We start from the raw sequence: 16,872 nt of genomic DNA on the forward strand, positions 1-16,872 counted from the left end.
TGTCCGATTAAATAATCTAGGTCAGAATGACGACCATCGGAACGATTAGGAGTTGCCGTCAGACCCAGGCGATAAGGAGCGATCGCGTATTCGGCAATTACTCGATAAAAATCAGTAGGTAAGTGGTGACATTCATCGAAAACTAATAGAGCATATTTATTGCCGATCGCCTCCGCGTGAATAGTCGCACTATCGTAAGTCGCAACTAAAATTGGCGTTTTATCCCTAGACCCACCTCCGAGCAACCCCACCTCTACATCGGGAAAAGCTGCGTTTAAATGTGCATACCATTGGTGCATCAAGTCCAGAGTTGGTACAACCACCAGGGTACTTCGGGGAGTTGCCTGCATTGCCAGTTGCGCCAAATATGTTTTGCCAGAAGCAGTAGGGAGAATGACAACTCCATTTCTACCACCTTGTTTCCAAGCTTTCAATGCTGCCTCTTGATGAGGATAGGGTGGCATCTCGAAACTAGGGATAAGTTCGAGAGGTGCAAATTCTTTAGCTTTGTCAACAAAATCAATTTTTGCTGCCTTTAATGATTCAACTAAAGGGCGATAGTCTATTGCCCGAACCCGGAATTTTTCCACCCGGTCATCCCAGGTGGCGTAGTCTATCCAAGCTTTTCCCTGGGGTGGGGGATGGAGGAGCAAGGTGCCGCGATCGAATTTGATGGTTGGTGTTCGGTACATTATTCTGGGGTAATAGGGAGCAAGAAGTACAGTAGGGCAAAAGGAATAGACTTACGCAAAGACACTATATAATGGTTCGACTAACCCACCCTAGTCACCACCCGCACCTTCTCGTGAGGGATGAAAAAGATGGGATGAAACGAAAAAAAGCGAGTGCGTAATTCTGGGGTCTCCTCGAAATAAGGACGTACTCAAGACAGACTTATGAGTATCAAGGAGGCGATCGCCTCCTTCATGGAAAAAAGCCCTTCAATGACGCACTACCGATTGGTCAGAGGCTAAATACTGTTCTTTTATAGAACCCATTTGGGATTCAGATGAGGTAGTGACTCTTGCTGTATGACGCTTTGATACAAATTGTTCTGGATCGATCCCATCAAAAGTAGGAGGCAACCAAACTCTGATGACGAGCAACCCTCCTAAAACCAATAGTAAAACACAAGCAACTAAAATCTGAAACCATGGCGTTTCTAAAACGCCACGCACAATAATTTCTCTGAGAACAGAAACAATTGATACTTCAACAGCAACTCCGATGGAAACTCGGCGCTCTTGCAAATAGATAATTAACAGACGAAATAATTCAACCAGAATTAACAGAAACAAAATATCTGACGTGACAGATTGAAAATCTAAAGGAGGAATTAGCGATAATACCATCTCCCATAATTCAAGGACCATAAAGCTAAACAGTCCAATGCACAAGCAAATGATAATGAAATCTTGTACGATTTCTAAAAGTCGAATAACTCCACTACTATTTAGGCAGCGATACCAGGGAACAGATGACGGTTGATTGATTTTCATAGAGAATGCCTAACCTAATGATTTGGTAATCTGATATATTAGATTAATAATTAAAGATTGTTGCTTTATAGCTTAACTATAAATTTTACAAATAACAATACTTAATAAATATAAAAATCTTTATCTAATATAACTTCTGCTTAACTGTCTCTAAGTTTGTTCGACCTAACCCCAAATTATATCATGTCCGGTAGCATCGTTTGTGTATAGAATTAAGGTTCAATTGGAAGAAAACTTTCTGATAGTTTAAACCCAGATTCCGCACGTCAAATTGTCACATTAAAAGTAGTATAAAAATCTGTGACTTGGTAGGTATTTATACTATATAGCTCCGATTCATTGACCTTTCTGTGGAGTCAGATTCTCAGGAAAATATTAAGCATAAATACTCAATTAATTACTCAATTATGACCACTATGAATTGTCTCCTATCTCCTATCTACTATAGTCATTTCAAATAAGGATGAAACCCTTTCAAGGCAAGAAACACTCATCTCAATCTAAACTGAAATGAGTATATCTCCTATCTACTATCTCCTGTCTCCTATTTTTTCTGCTACATTCAATTAGTATTATCAAGACATCAAATATTAATTTGGCATTTTTATCCAGTTTATCCCTAACTTTTGAGACTTTTTCTGCTAAATATTCAACTTCTTTTTCATCGTCGAGTAATATTCTGATGGGAAACTCTTTGTCTAAATATTCTCTTACCTGACTTAAAATTTCTTTTTTCTGAGGTTGATTAATCAACTCATAAATTTTTCCAAACATCCAAGCGACAGGATTAATATCACATCCATAAGCTTCTAGAGAAAAATATCCAGCTTCTAATAAAACAGTTCCACTACCAGCAAAAGGATCGAGAAAAATCGAATTTGGCAAACAATAAACTTTAAGAATAGTCTCAATTAATTCTGGAGAAAACTGACCCCTCCAGGCAAATAAATTACTTCTTTTTTTATTAGTAATATCTAGAAGTTTTTGGGAAATAGGTTGGTCAAATTCTTGCAACTATTACTATCCTCTTGGTTAAATATAAGATTTACATAAAAAACTGGATTTATCAACGAAATTTCGTAAGAGCGAATAATAATTAGGATAATAGACCCGGTTTCTTATAACACTCCAAAGTAAGCGGAGATGTTATTAGAAAACTATAGCCTCCAATATCTTAGCAGGACAGGAAAACATTACTGCTGTAATAATTTTTTACACTCTCAAAAATTAAAATTTTCCATCATATTGTATGATGCTGGTGGGAGTCAAAAATTAAAAATGGAGCATTAAATTATGTCTGACATGGAACAGGATGCTAAGTTGTGGTTGCATGGTGAAACCTATGGCTTCAAGAGTGTCCCACCAACCCAAGATCATGACACAATTATCAAATCAGTTCTTATTTGTGCCAAAGCAGATGGGGTACTAGCGCCAGAAGAAAGAAATTGGATTGTTGGTCGTGCTGCTGCACTCGGCAGTGATGGATATGAATTAGCTAAAACTTACCAAGCGGATGAAGATGTAATTGATGTTTTAAGTCAAGCATCTGCTGTGAATAATTCTGGTCGTCGTACAGTTATTTATCTTGCTCTTAAGACTTGTAGTGCTGATGGAGAATTACACCCAGATGAAATGGCTAAAATTTACCAAATAGCAGAAAAACTAGGGTTAGAAAAAGAAGTTGTTGATTCTCTCAAGGAAATTTGTGTTGAGGAAGCTAAGGTGCGAGAACAACGGATAGGTCTGTTGTTCCCTGATGGCGCTCCTTACTAAACTTGATTGTTATACCGTTTCACGGAAGTCATGTACAGGACTTACGCAAACTCGTAGATAATACTCTATCTGTAGAGGGCGAATTGCATTCGCCCCTAACAGATATGGTGTTTTGCGTAAGTCCTGACCTACTAAAAACTTAACTCAACTCCACTTCTGTCACCCAGACAGCATGAAAACCATAAGGTACTCGCTGCGGAATAATCACTCGCGCTACAGTTTCCCCACTCACATCCTGAGCATTCACTACTACCAACTCAGACGTCTGAGTATTTTCATCATGAACATAAGTCACCAACCAACCATCATCTTCGCTGCTAGCATTGAGTCGAGGAGCAAACACTGCCTCACCACCATAACGTCCCTTACCAAACTCATGGGTTTCTGACTTCCCTGTATCCAAATCATATTTAATCAGAGCATCAAACAAAGGAAAACTTCCTGGTGCCATCCTTACCGAATAACCAAACCGCGTCTTTCGTCCTAATAATTCTTCATTGACACGGGGGAACTCAGAAGGTACATCATCCAACTTTTCCTCTTTTACCGCTCCAGTTTTAAGGTTAAACCGCCAACGATATAGATAAGGAATATCTCCATCAGGGAGGCGATCGCTCTCATTAGTCACAAATACATTAGTAGAGTTGACCCGACAACCAAGCAATACAACCTCATCTCTTTCCTCATAAGCATTGAGAGTATGCCAAACAAAACAAGCTGGAGTTTCAAACCAGCGCACCTCTCCACTATCGCCATGACGTGGAATTATACCGAAGCGACTGGGTGTTTCTGACTCAAACATTAGTGGAAATTGACCTTTTTCTATTCTTTCTGGACGGAAAGTTATCGGTAAATCGAAAAATATACTATAGTTTTCCGTAATAGCAAAGTCGTGCATCATTACTCCCACAGGCAAATCTATAGGTATGGTGCGTAGCAATTCTCCATTTGCCGAAACAACGCTATATTGTAAAAACGGAGGTTGAGCTACTGAATAACCAAAAAACATCATTTCTCCTGTCACCGCATCAACTTTAGGATGGGCAGTAAAAGGAGATTCAAGCTTGTTGTTAAAAGTCTGTTTGCCAATAGTTTCCAACTCAGGCAGTTTAATATGGTACGGCGCACCAGCTTCCCAGAGCGCATAAAAATGATTGGCATGATATACCAGAGCAGTGTTAGCTCTACTAGCATCTGTAATGTAGGGATTATCTGGTTGGGGTGGCTCTAATAATCCTGGCAATAGTGGTTTATTTTCCTGGTTTTCTACCCAGAATTTGTTCGTGCGTACATAACGGTTACGATAGGATGCTTTGCCGTCTTTTATTCTGACTCCATGGAGCATTCCGTCGCCGTCAAACCAGTGATATTCTCCAATGGGGTCAAATTGCGGGTTGGGGCCATTGCGCACAAACATTCCTGAGAGATCGGGAGGTAGTTCCCCAATAACTTTGAGGTTGTCGGCGGTTGTTTCTTCTCTAACGGGGGCGAAATTCTTGGTTAAAAAAGGGTTAATGGTAGGAGTTGTTGTCGTCATAAATTTTTGATAATGTTTAACTTATTTTATAACAATTGGGAAAAATTTGGGGATTAGTTGTTAGGCTTTTTGTAGGTGTCAGAAGTCAGGAGAGAATATTTTTTTTCTATTTTGTATATTAAATCAAATTTTTCCTAAAGCTTCTAGAGAGAAATACCCAGCTTTTAATAAAACAGTTCCACTAGGATAAAATGGATCGATAACAACCGATTTTTGTCAAAAATAAACTTTGAGAATAATCTCAATTAAATCTGGATCAAACTGACCCTTCAGGTTATTTCAGTTATCAGTACCTCTGCAATAAGGAGGCTTGACCTTGGCGAATATTCTCTTTTTTTTTGCCTTTTTAAGGGGAGGCTTTAGACCACAATTTTTCTGTAAATAAATTACTTCTTTTTTTATTGGCAATATCTAGAAGTTTTTGGGAAATATGCTGGTCAAATTCTTGCAATTATTACCAAATAATTAAGGTGTAAAGCCTCTGCATTCATAGAGAAAAAAGAAAAAAATTCCTTTTAGCTAATCCCTCTATTGGAGAAGAGGTAATTATTAATTATTCGGTAATTTAGTTTTTCGTTTTGTCAAAGGAAACAGACTACGAGTCTCTAGTATTTCTTCTGTTCAATATCATTGTATCATTTTTTATGATTATTCTCGCCTTTAAGCACGCTACACAACCTTAGCTTTAGCTACTGTCAGTAATTTTACTGGATTAACTTTGTTTTAGATAACCAGCAAAATTTCTCATATTATGTATAATCTCTATTGTCAATCAGAAATAGAATGATTTAAACTATATTAGTGTACAAAAAAATCTCAAATAATCCAGGATTGCACGATGGGAAAAAAATGTGAATCACCTAAACAAAATACTGCTACTTCTGGCTATAAAAATTATAAAAGTGTTAATCAATTTCCTCTACATATCCAAAAGATCAAACGGGATGAGCTAGAAGCACAGTATCAAGAATTACGCCAAAATTATAAAAGTTTATCATTGAGTAGGTCGCAGTTAGTTAGAGGTAGAAAAGAAGAGAGAGAAAAATTTTTAAAACTCAAAGATAACTTAAATAAGTCTTTAAAGGTAATTGAGAAATATAAGTTAGAAAAGCAGAAATTAAGACAAGCACTATCTCATAGTGTTGAGACAAATACTAGATTACAACAAGAGGGAGATGAACTAACTAACCAAGTAGACAACTTAACAATTCAATTGCAGGCAACAAATCAATTAATAACTGATTTTGAATCTGTTTATGAAAATATTGAGAAAAACAAAAACGTCATGTCAGGATTGGATCGTTTTAGAGCTATAATGAAAGCTGCTAACAGACTTTTAAATACTGATATTAAAGATTTAATACCTATGAAATCAGCACAACCCAATCCAATAAGTTGGGAAGACGAAAGTCAAACTAACATTGGTCGTCAACTACTAGAAAATAAATAGAAAAAGAATATGGGTAAACTAACAGAATCACTTCAAGAAACTACTCAGCAGCTTAAAAACATAAAAAAGGGTATTAACCAAATGCAATTACTCGGTGATGAACTAACCGAAAATTCTTTTATGATTGCTGAAACTGCTCTGAAAGTTGGTTACAATTATGCTCAAAGTGAGATAGATTACACAACTACTAATTTAGTTGAATCTCAAGCTCAACTTCCACCTTCTAATGTTTTGGATCGGGAACTACTCAAAGAAGCAAATAATTGGACAGAAAAATCTTTAAAGGCACGTTTCAAAAATTGTAATGCTGCATATAAACATCTCAAAGATGCTCATGGTATTAAACTTAGTAGTCGCAGTTGGAAACAAGTTGTTACAGCATTTAATAATGGTGCTAATAAGAAAACAGAAACAGGAATAGAACCTAAACAGCAAGACTTAGAACAACAAGTAAAATTTCTAGAGAAAAAAATTATAACTTTAGAAAATCAGCTTAAAGAACAACAACAAGTAAAAATTCTAGAGAAAAGAATTATAACTTTAGAAAATCAACTTAAAGAACAAGGTCTGTTGATACAGCAATTAATAAGTCAGTTAAAGTAATTTTTTAATAATTTCATCAAGCAAAAAACAAGGGATTAAGCGGGGATTATTTTTACCAGAAAAAGAGGGCATGCGCCTCCCCTTTTAAGGGGATGAAAAGATAACAGTTCATTATTTCAAGCCTCTGGGTTTCCTACGGAATGCTGCGCAAACAGCCAGAGGTACTGTTAACGCAGTTCCTCCGTAGGAGGCTAACTGTTAACGCAGTTCCTCTGCAAGAGGCTAACCGATAACTGAAATGACCCCGCGCTTCATTTATTCAGACAAAAATTACCAGTAATAAAAAACTAACTATCAAAATATTGATGACTTAAAAAAGGCACTTCAACTACTTCTCCTTCCACATTTCCTACTTGCACTTTTAAACCTACTCCCCCTGCTTTTGTTCTGATATAAACTAAACCAAAATAACCATCATTAGTTTCCGTACAACTTGTTAATTTCCCAACTTTTTCATCTCCTACTTGCACAACATTTCCTAATTCTACTTTGCCATTTAAACGTACTCCCCAAAGTCTTTGTTTGACACCTTTATATGTGTTTAAACGAGCAATAGTTTCTTGACCAATATAACAACCTTTTTCAAAAGAAATAGTATTCCATAAACCTGCTTCTAGAGGGTTGTAGTCATCTGTAAGTTCATAGTCTGGTGCGGGACGACCTTGTTGTATTCTCAGTTGTTGCCACAGGCGATCGCCCATGGGTACTGCTCCTGTTTCTACCAACATTTGCCAAACTTCGGCAGCATTATTCACAGGTACTATCAAGGTGTACCCCTCTGTTGCCAACCCACTACCAACAGCGACCCTAACTTCTACATTTCCCAAACTCATTAACTCATTACTAGCGTAGGGTGCATCTGGAGGAGTTGTACCTGCTAATTTGGCGATCGAGTTTTTGCTTTCTACTCCAATAAGACTAAATATGGAGTATTCACTACCGATCTCTTTTACTTCTACTTTATCCATAGGGAAGAGATAACGGTCAAACCATTCTACTAACTGTTGACAACGGATGGGAGAGACTAGCAATAAAACATTATTTTCTGTAACGTAAGCTGTTGTTAAGTCAATAGTGCGAGCGGTGGGAGTGACAAAAACTGTGTCACAACCTTCACCTGGTTTGAGAATATTGAAATTATTGGTACTTTGGTTGTGGAGAAACCGTAGACGGTCATCGTCTGAAATTTCTATTAGTCCCCAATATGAGCGATCGCATACAGCTACTCCCTGTTTTGTTGCTTCTATTGCTTGAGTATCGTTACCAAAACTAACTGGAATAGAGTCTTGAAAATTTGCTCCATTAGATGTTTGAATATTTTGTAGTTTCTCATTCATAGTGTTCATTTAATCTTGATTTTTGTTTGTACAAATATTTGTTTGTTCTCAAATAATTTATCTATAAATAAAATAAATTTAACGAAGTTAAAAGTTATTTTATAGGCATCTTGCCTGCTAATAGAATAGATATGACTGAACTGTTAACTGTTGACTGATTTAGTTCATTAATAAATAATTACCTCTGGTTAAAACCGACAGAATTGAACCAAGTTTAGAAATTTTATTAATGAATAACGAATAATCAGTAATGAATAGTGGATAATGAAAACTATATCTAATTATCAATTATCCATTATCAATTATCCATTGGTAAATCTGCCATCATATTTTCTACTACTTTTAGAGCCTTTTCATCAAGAAGATCCCAATTAACATTTCCTTCTTGATTAAGTAGGCTAATATCAATATCAACTTCTACTGTTTGGTCAGCAGAATGAGTAGAAAGATAGTTGCTAAAACAAACTTGATAGCAGAGTTCCCAGACATTAATACTAATTTTTTTGTCTTGATATTCTAAATCTAATCTATAACCTGGAATTGGGGTTTGTACTTCTTCATAAGTACCTTGCCAAACAGAATTTTCTAGTTTTTTCCGAATATGATCTAGAATTCTAATAAAGGCAGGTTGCATTAGTAACTCTGCTTGTTTCCAGGCAGTAACATTATTAATTTTTGGCTTCATTATATTTTGATTCAGAGGTATTAATTTATCTTTATGAGTAATAATTATTAGTATTCTTTAACTGCCAATTATTAATTTTAGACAATTACTCTCCATCTTGATACACCCTCTCAAACTATACTAAATTTTAGGTAATATTTGAATTGAAATAGATTTTTTTTCATTTGTCAACTATTAATCGAATCATTGGTAAAATTGAGCAGAAAATAAGGTCTCAAACCTCCCATTTGTAGGGAATAAAAAAAGAAAATTCAGTGTAAAATTTGTAGGGTGCGTATTTACAGCTAAAATTTAAACTATGAAGGATATTTAGGAATCCTTCGTAACGCACCATTTTATGTTGTGTCGGTCTACTAGGTGTGTTTATCTCCCCATCTCCCCATCCCCCCATCTCCCCATCTAACGCACCATTTTAGTTGTGTCGGTCTACTACTGGACTGGACTGATAACTGAAATGACTTTTGGCTTTTGATTTTTGACTTGCGCACAGAGAATATTCAACCAGGCACTCAATATGTTAATCTTAAGTATTAATTAATTTTGAACAACTAAAGATTAGAGAAATAATGGCTAAACAGCGCGTACTCTCTGGAGTTCAACCAACTGGAAACCTTCATATTGGTAACTATTTAGGCGCAATTCGCAACTGGGTAGAAGGACAAAAAGAATACGACAATTTTTTCTGTGTAGTAGATTTACACGCCATTACAGTACCCCATAATCCGGCTACACTAGCTACAGATACCTACACTATTGCTGCTTTATATTTGGCCTGCGGTATAGACCTGAATTATTCTACAATATTTGTACAATCTCACATTTCTGCCCATAGTGAATTGACATGGTTTCTCAACTGTATTACTCCGCTGAATTGGTTGACAGATATGATTCAATTTAAGGAAAAAGCAATTAAACAGGGAGAAAATGTAGGTACAGGTTTATTGGATTATCCAGTTTTGATGGCTGCGGATATCCTACTTTATAATGCAGATAAAGTTCCTGTGGGAGAAGACCAAAAACAACATTTGGAACTTACCCGCGATATAGCTGTTAGATTTAATCATCAATTTGGTCAGGGAGAAACTATATTAAAATTACCAAATCCTTTGATTAGAAAAGAGGGTGCGCGGGTAATGAGTTTGACAGATGGTACTAGCAAAATGTCTAAATCTGACCCTTCAGAATTGAGTAGAATTAATTTATTAGATCCACCAGATGTAATTACGAAAAAAATTAAACGTTGTAAAACAGATCCGGTTAAAGGTTTGGAATTTGATAATCCTGAAAGACCTGAATGTAATAATTTATTGACTCTTTATCGATTATTTTCAGATAAAACAAAGGAAGAGGTAATAACAGAATGTCAAGATATGGGATGGGGTAAATTTAAGCCTTTATTAACTGAGGCAACTATTGCAGCTTTAACTCCAATTCAAACAAAATATAAAGCAGTTATGGATGATAAAGGTTATCTAGAATCTGTTTTAGCTGAAGGAAAGGAAAAAGCAGGAGCGATCGCTAATCAAACTCTAGAAAAAGTTAAAAAAGCTTTGGGTTATTCATTAATAGGGAATAGGGAGTAGGGAGTAGGGAATAGGGAATAGGTAGATAGAAAAAAAGAATGAGTTAATAACTCATAGCTGTTAACCTAGTTACGACCCAGGAGGCTAGCTGTTAGCTGACGGCTGAATGCTTAAATATTGAAAACTTAAACATAGTAAAGAAATAATATAAATGAATAAATTTCGCAATGCCGTAAAATCTGGAGAATTTTTAATCACTGCTGAAGTAGCACCACCCAAGGGAGCTGACCCTACTCACATGATTAAAATGGCTGAAACTCTCAAAGGTAGAGTTCATGCAGTTAATATTACTGATGGTAGTCGTGCCGTATTGAGAATGTCCTCATTAGCAGCTTCCATCATCTTGAAAAATATTGGCCTAGAGCCAATATTTCAACTAGCTTGTCGCGATCGCAACCGTATAGCTTTACAAGCTGACCTAATGGGAGCTTCAGCTTTAGGAATTCACAATATTTTGGCCCTGACTGGAGACCCTGTAAAAGCAGGAGACCATAAAGATGCCAGAAGTGTATTTGACATGGAGTCTACACGTCTATTACAAATGATTGCTAAGTTAAACCAAGGTATGGACTGGAATGAGAAAGCTTTACCGGATGGACCAACAGATTTATTTGTAGGTGCTGCGGTAGACCCTCAGTCTCCTAGTTGGTCTGGATTAAAAAGACGATTTGAACGTAAATTATTAGCAGGGTCTCAATTTTTTCAAAGTCAATTAATTTCTGATTTTGATAAACTAGAAAAATTTATGAATCAAATCGCAGTTGATAGTAATAAGCCAATTTTAGCGGGAATATTTTTACTAAAATCGGCGAAAAATGCTGCTTTTCTGAATAAGTATGTGCCGGGAGTTGATATACCAGAACATATTATTAATCGTTTGGCAAATGCGGAAAAACCTTTACAAGAAGGAATAAAAATTGCTGCCGAACAAGTGAAGATGGCAAGTAACATTTGTCATGGAGTTCATCTCATGGCAATTAAGCGAGAAGATTTAATTCCCCAAATATTAGATATGGCTGAAATTTCTCCAATTAGAGACTGAATAAGTAGGGTTTGCTGATTAAATCTCAAAGCATTTACAGATAAAAGTTTTAGCATTTTTATGTCTTGAAAAAGTACCTATTTTTCAGCTCTTGATGCTCAAAAAGTTAGCATTTTGGGCAAGAGTTGAGCAAAAAAATTACTCCCTACTCCCCCGCTCCCCTACTTCTTAAAAAAGACTTTTTCAGCAAACCCTAAGTATTATGGGTGAGGGTAGGAGTCGAATTTTGGAGAACTGCTCCCTACTCCCTACTCCCTACTCCCCAAGGGAGAAAAACTGCTTTAATATTTCACTTGGTTTCCTATCCCAGGTATCAATATGTTCATAAATCAACCCATCTTGATTAAATTTATAAGTTGAATAACCATTAAAAAAAATCTTAGCTTGCCAAGGAACTCTTAACACACCACGCACAGTCCAATTTGCTAAAATTATATCTTCTGCTGTTTGCTGAACATCATGTAAATCAAAATACAGTTCCGTAAAAAATAGCCGACCGTGAAAGCGTAAAGTCCAAAAAATAATTCGATAATTAAACTTCCACTTAAAAGTATTTACCGGGTCTTTAAAAAAAATATCTTTAGTATAGATATCGTAGGAAATATCTTTTTCAAACAAAGTTGGTAAATCTAACTTTAGTGTCTCAAGAACTTGTTCAACCTGCACTTAAATTTTCCTCACTACAAAACTAACTATAGCTTTAAGCAAACAGCTATCAGCTATCAGCTCAAGTCATTTCAGTTATCAGTTATTCAGTTATCAGTTATCAGTTATCAGTACCTCCTGCTTAACCAGGAGGCTTGAAATACAGAATCTTCTTTTCTCTTGGTCGATTGGATATGGCGAGGAAACCTCGCCATCCCATCCTGACGAAATGCTCCGCAAACGACCGCTTTTTATCCCCTTAAAAGAGGAGGCGTAACTACCCAAATTTTTTCGGTCAACACTATTATATTAGTTGTAAAGGATTTAAATTTTTCTAATGTCCTAATTTTTGGGAAATAGCTAAACTAAATGTTAGTCCTAGATAGTAATAGTAAATGGGGATAAACAACGCCTAGTAAGAAGCTGTTTGAGAAGTGCTGCATGGAACCGATGAATTATAAAAACCTAACCCCCCTGCCCCCCTTCCCTACAAGGGAATGGGGGTTGCCGGAGCCTAAGAGCGGAGTAGGAGAGAGGTTTGGAGAGAGGTTTTTATGAGTTTACAAACAGTTTCTAAAGGAGCAAGATGCTCCCACTACTATTACAATGCACCACCACAAACTAAATTAATCAATTATTAATTGATAAGTTTGCCATAATTATCATAAGATAACAAAGCTTTTTAATATAGCAGTCGAAGCAAATGGCGCAGATATTGCTGAATAATAAAACTCAGTCAGAGATTGCTTCTGACTTCTGACTTGTGTATTTCGCCAATCTGACAGCTATCCTATCTGACTTGTGCCTATCAGTGTAGCGCTATACTTACTGGACTGACACAGCTAATTTTGTGCATTGTATCCCTAGGTAAGGAGGAAGCGAGTTCACCGGATCATTTGTAACACCATTAATTTAACGCGGAACCCTCCCCTACTATTGCAATATTTTAGGCTGGTCACAGCACTACCTACTTAATTGTAGTTATATCAACATCAACTTTCATCTTTTGCCACTGCACCCACTGTTTCCAACCCAAATATAAACCAAATAACAATATTGCCCACACAAAACTAGGTTCTGGAATACCCATCATTCCATCGGGAGTCTGTTTTTTCACTTTCGCTTGATGACTGGGGTTATTAGGGTCAACTCGTTGGTCATCGCTCACCGCTACGAAAGCAGTATATTTCGACATCAACCGATAACCTAAAGCAACATTTGTTATAGCATTTACTGTTTCTGGGGTCTCCCCATTAGTTGTTGACAACATTAACTGTTTAATTTTTGCTCGTCCCCAAAGTTGAGCGATCGCTTCATTGCCACTATTGGAGTCGAAGCGCAAGGGAAAGGTTTTTTGATAACGTTTACCACCAGCAGCAACTGCGGTTATTTGTAAATTTCCGTTGAGTCGGTCTTGTTTGCGTCCGTACAAAACTAAGGGTTCTTGAGCAAACAAGTCAGCGGGTTTAAGGGGGAAAATTTCTGGCGTTTCTCCCAAACCTTGCCATTTCACCTCAATATTTGTCAGCACTGGGTTATTTATTTCATTGAAAAACTTTTCTGTTACTGCATTGACAGACTCATCGTGACGGACTACATGAACTGTACCCTGACCTACTTCTGCGAGTCGGTTTAATAAATAATGGTTGACGGAACTTCCCACACCAAAACTATAAAGACGGTTGCCTGGTTGTAGTTGTTTTTGTATTCGAGAAATGATTTGATTTTCATTACTTATTAAGCCATCTGTTAATAAGACTATACTGCGCAACCGACCATTTTTTGCAGGGGAAAAATTCAGGACAGTATCAATACCATTTAATAATTCTGTACCTCCATTAGCTCTTAATTTGTTAACATAATTTATGGCTTTTTTCTGGTTAGCTGGAGTATTGGCTAGAGGTTCGCTTGATAATGTTTGGCTACTATTGGCAAAGTCAATAATAGTAAAGGTATCGTCAGGATTTAATCCCTGAAGAAAACGGCGCATTAATACTTTTGATTGTTCGAGGGGGGCACCGCTTTGGGAACCGGATGTATCCATTAAGAAGACTACATCTTTCGGTACAATTTCTTTGGTTTTATATTCCAGAGCAGGAATTAAATAAATTGCAAAATGACCGCCTTTATTGTCGGCTTGGGAGAGAACTGTGGATTGGGTTTCTTTGCCTGCTACTTGGTAACGGAGAACTAAATCTTTATTGGGGATAGTATCAGCTTGGTTTAGTTTTATCTGAGTAATAGATGGTAATCCTTCAGCAGAAATTTTTTGTGTTTGGATTTGATGGGAGGGAGAAATAATATTAGAAATTGGTACTCCAGCATCAATTTCAATTGTGACGTTAATATCATTACCTGAGCGTTCTTTTGGCGGAGTTTCTAAAGTTTGAGAAAGTAAGTTAGGAATGGAGTTTGTTCCAGGTAAACTTGCTAAATGAATAGATTTTTCTGGGAAGCTTCCTAAATTAGAATTTCCAGGATTATAACGAGGTCCGACAACCATCGGAAAGACAAATTCATAGTCACCCCCGGCAAATTTTAAGGCATCGGTGTAGCGAATTACTACTTCTATTGTTTCACCAGGTTTGATATTAGCTAAAGACTGAGTAAAAATATTAGGTCGTTCTTGTTCTAATAAGGCAGTAGTTTTTCCTTCTTGTTTGGCTTTATTGTAGATTTTTTTAGCTTCTTCCCGTTTTTTTATAATTCCTTTAATCACGCGATCGCCAATCCGAATTTCCATATCATCTACAGCAGATTCGTCGGGCAATGGAAATTCGTAGGTTGCTTCTAAAGGAGTTTTATAAGGATTGGTAAAACGTTGGACTACTTCTACCCGCGATAGGTTTCCAGCAATTTTAGCTGTGACATCTGTATGTTCTAATGGAAAGGCTTGGATTTCTCCTGTGTCATATTTTGCATATAATCCACCATAATTTGGAGATGAAATAACTGTTTTTTGGGGTTTTACTTCTGGTTTGACATTAGGATCTGCTGAAATTGGTTGAGGATAATTTGTTCGGGAATAATTGGTAAATATTGCGGCTAAAAATACGCTCATTGATAGTAAAAAAGTAAGACCTGCCACTCCACCAACAAACCATTTACTGATATTATTTTTGGCTGTATTTAATTCTACAGGAGTATTCAAATCATTTAATACTTCTGCTGCTGTTTGATAGCGTTTTTTCGTAGCAGTTTGCAGCATTTTATCGATAATTTGACTTAACTGAAGAGACACGGAATTTTTCAAATAATCTTGCCAAACCCATTTATCTTCACCAGTATCAAATAAATCGAAAGGTTCTACTCCTGTTAGTAGGTAAATACAAGTTATACCTAAACTATATAGGTCGCTAGAAAAAACTGCTTTTCCTCTTACTTGTTCCGGTGCAATATAAGCTGCGGAACCAATTACCGTTCCAGTTTTTTTCAGGGTAGTTTTAGATGTAAATTTAGCAGCGCCAAAATCAACTAAGACTAGAGAATGTTTCTGGGTTTTATCTCCACCAGAATTAGTCAAACGAATAATATTATCTGGTTTAATATCCCGATGTATTACCTGATGGTCGTGGATAAATTCTAAGATAGGCAACATTTCATTCAGCAATTCTCGAATTTTACTTTCAGTAAAAACACCTTCTGTTGCCAACTCTTCAGCTAAGTTTTTACCAGCAATATATTCTTGTACTAAATATTGACGATCTTCTTGAATTACATAAGTAAAAAGTTCTGGGATTTGCGGATGCTTACCAAGAGTTTCTAAACGTACTGCTTCTTGTTCAAATAACTCTGTAGCTTTCTGAATACTTTTACTGTCTTTAGCAGTAGGAAAAAATTGTTTAATCACACATAAAGGTTTTGAAGGTTTAAACTCATCCACAGCTTTAAAAGTTCTGCCAAAACCTCCCTCACCAATAATTTCTAGAGCGCGATATCGTTCCCCTAATAATAGTTTTGAACCACATTCCTGACATAGTTCTGTTTCTGCTGAATTCTGATGTAAACAGTTAGGATTAAAACATTGACTCATGGTATTTCTCAACTTTCTAGAATGACAGTGAAAATTAAATAAGGGTAAGCATTCAGCTATTAGCTTTTTAATAAACTATGTATCTTGATAGATTTTTAAGGTTAACAGATGAACTTTATACCCATACTTTGAAATCTCGCTTATTGCTTTTTCCTCTTTTAAAGGTAATGAAGCTGATAGCTGATAGCTGATAGCTGACCGCTGAATGCTTACAAATAAGGAAATATCATTTTGTTCAGCTTCACGGTCAATTTCCTGTTTTCCCGAATAGTAGAAAAAAATTTTTGTCTAACTTTTTTTTGTAGAGTAAGTTTTTTTAATTTATAAAGGTAAATGTAAGCATTTCCTGCGGACTGCTGCGCAAACAGCTATTAGCATTCAGCAATTAACAATGAACAATTAATAATTAATAATTACCCCTTCTTAAAACGGATAGGATTGACTAAAATGAAAATTTTTGATTTATCCCCTTAAAAGGCTATGCTTTATCAACATCTTTCTTAACATAAAACTTGACAAAATAGACAAGTTATGTGCTACCATTTCAAATATTTTTGGAATCTATTTATCAGTTAAGCTGTTTAAGTCAGATAAGGCTTTATGAAATTTCGGCAATTCCAGGAAAATTAATCGCAATTGTTTGTCGAGACATTCAAACTTTTTAGTTTCCTCCTAAAACACAAAT

At 36.3% G+C, this 16,872-nt stretch carries 13 protein-coding genes; 5 read left to right on the forward strand and 8 right to left on the reverse strand.

Annotated elements, in window-relative coordinates; translation table 11 throughout:
* From F6K22_RS09045 to F6K22_RS09055, 3 genes are all read right to left on the reverse strand, one after another.
* Positions 1-692 (reverse strand): DEAD/DEAH box helicase (locus F6K22_RS09045; RefSeq protein ID WP_293096109.1); only part of this gene is annotated, 692 nt, incomplete at its 3' end.
* A 249-nt stretch (positions 693-941) separates the two neighbouring features.
* A complete protein-coding gene (locus F6K22_RS09050) occupies positions 942-1,439 on the reverse strand; it encodes a phosphate-starvation-inducible PsiE family protein (protein WP_363273176.1) in 498 nt (165 codons plus the stop codon).
* Between the two features lie 555 nt (positions 1,440-1,994).
* Entirely contained in the window at positions 1,995-2,513 is a 519-nt protein-coding gene (locus F6K22_RS09055; RefSeq protein WP_293096114.1) for a DNA methyltransferase, read from the reverse strand.
* A 279-nt stretch (positions 2,514-2,792) separates the two neighbouring features.
* On the opposite strand from F6K22_RS09055, the gene F6K22_RS09060 reads away from it, so the two are divergent.
* Positions 2,793-3,272 (forward strand): DUF533 domain-containing protein, encoded by a 480-nt coding sequence (locus F6K22_RS09060; RefSeq protein ID WP_293096117.1) that lies wholly within the window; start codon positions 2,793-2,795, stop codon positions 3,270-3,272.
* A 139-nt stretch (positions 3,273-3,411) separates the two neighbouring features.
* Here the strand turns inward: F6K22_RS09060 and F6K22_RS09065 are convergent, their stop codons facing one another.
* On the reverse strand, positions 3,412-4,809 hold the full coding sequence (locus F6K22_RS09065; RefSeq protein ID WP_293096119.1) for a carotenoid oxygenase family protein: 1,398 nt from the start codon (positions 4,807-4,809) through the stop codon (positions 3,412-3,414).
* Positions 4,810-5,647: 838 nt separating this feature from the next.
* Here F6K22_RS09065 and F6K22_RS09070 point away from each other — a divergent pair.
* Both F6K22_RS09070 and F6K22_RS09075 read left to right on the forward strand, forming a co-directional pair.
* A complete protein-coding gene (locus tag F6K22_RS09070; RefSeq protein WP_293096122.1) occupies positions 5,648-6,259 on the forward strand; it encodes a hypothetical protein in 612 nt (203 codons plus the stop codon).
* Positions 6,260-6,268: 9 nt separating this feature from the next.
* On the forward strand, positions 6,269-6,862 hold the full coding sequence (locus tag F6K22_RS09075) for a hypothetical protein (RefSeq protein WP_293096125.1): 594 nt from the start codon (positions 6,269-6,271) through the stop codon (positions 6,860-6,862).
* Between the two features lie 287 nt (positions 6,863-7,149).
* Here the strand turns inward: F6K22_RS09075 and ygfZ are convergent, their stop codons facing one another.
* Entirely contained in the window at positions 7,150-8,199 is a 1,050-nt protein-coding gene (ygfZ, locus tag F6K22_RS09080; protein WP_293096138.1) for a CAF17-like 4Fe-4S cluster assembly/insertion protein YgfZ, read from the reverse strand.
* Positions 8,200-8,497: 298 nt separating this feature from the next.
* Positions 8,498-8,884, reverse strand: a complete 387-nt coding sequence (locus F6K22_RS09085; protein WP_293096127.1) for a hypothetical protein — start codon at positions 8,882-8,884, stop codon at positions 8,498-8,500.
* Between the two features lie 566 nt (positions 8,885-9,450).
* Between F6K22_RS09085 and trpS the strand changes: the two genes are divergently transcribed.
* Together trpS and F6K22_RS09095 are read left to right on the forward strand one after the other, a co-directional pair.
* Positions 9,451-10,467, forward strand: coding sequence for a tryptophan--tRNA ligase (gene trpS, locus F6K22_RS09090; protein ID WP_293096129.1), 1,017 nt, complete (start codon positions 9,451-9,453; stop codon positions 10,465-10,467).
* A 151-nt stretch (positions 10,468-10,618) separates the two neighbouring features.
* Positions 10,619-11,509 carry a methylenetetrahydrofolate reductase gene (locus tag F6K22_RS09095; protein ID WP_293096131.1) on the forward strand — a complete coding sequence of 297 codons (891 nt, stop codon included), beginning with the start codon at positions 10,619-10,621 and terminating at the stop codon, positions 11,507-11,509.
* Between the two features lie 255 nt (positions 11,510-11,764).
* Here F6K22_RS09095 and F6K22_RS09100 read toward each other — a convergent pair whose 3' ends face one another.
* On the reverse strand, positions 11,765-12,175 hold the full coding sequence (locus F6K22_RS09100; protein WP_293096133.1) for a C6orf136 family protein: 411 nt from the start codon (positions 12,173-12,175) through the stop codon (positions 11,765-11,767).
* A 946-nt stretch (positions 12,176-13,121) separates the two neighbouring features.
* The gene (locus F6K22_RS09105; protein WP_293096136.1) at positions 13,122-16,187 is read right to left on the reverse strand and encodes a protein kinase domain-containing protein; all 3,066 of its coding nucleotides are present in this window, start codon (positions 16,185-16,187) and stop codon (positions 13,122-13,124) included.
* Positions 16,188-16,872 lie beyond the last annotated feature (685 nt).

The sequence above is a fragment of the Okeania sp. SIO2F4 genome (assembly GCF_010672385.1).
GTDB lineage: Bacteria > Cyanobacteriota > Cyanobacteriia > Cyanobacteriales > Microcoleaceae > Trichodesmium.

Bases quoted from the DNA above. Each gene is read 5' to 3' on its own strand.
- F6K22_RS09060 (WP_293096117.1), top strand. From the start codon at position 2,793: ATGTCTGACATGGAACAGGATGCTAAGTTGTGGTTGCATGGTGAAACC.
- F6K22_RS09065 (WP_293096119.1), bottom strand. From the start codon at position 4,809: ATGACGACAACAACTCCTACCATTAACCCTTTTTTAACCAAGAATTTC.
- F6K22_RS09070 (WP_293096122.1), top strand. From the start codon at position 5,648: ATGGGAAAAAAATGTGAATCACCTAAACAAAATACTGCTACTTCTGGC.
- F6K22_RS09075 (WP_293096125.1), top strand. From the start codon at position 6,269: ATGGGTAAACTAACAGAATCACTTCAAGAAACTACTCAGCAGCTTAAA.
- ygfZ (WP_293096138.1), bottom strand. From the start codon at position 8,199: ATGAATGAGAAACTACAAAATATTCAAACATCTAATGGAGCAAATTTT.
- F6K22_RS09085 (WP_293096127.1), bottom strand. From the start codon at position 8,884: ATGAAGCCAAAAATTAATAATGTTACTGCCTGGAAACAAGCAGAGTTA.
- trpS (WP_293096129.1), top strand. From the start codon at position 9,451: ATGGCTAAACAGCGCGTACTCTCTGGAGTTCAACCAACTGGAAACCTT.
- F6K22_RS09095 (WP_293096131.1), top strand. From the start codon at position 10,619: ATGAATAAATTTCGCAATGCCGTAAAATCTGGAGAATTTTTAATCACT.
- F6K22_RS09105 (WP_293096136.1), bottom strand. From the start codon at position 16,187: ATGAGTCAATGTTTTAATCCTAACTGTTTACATCAGAATTCAGCAGAA.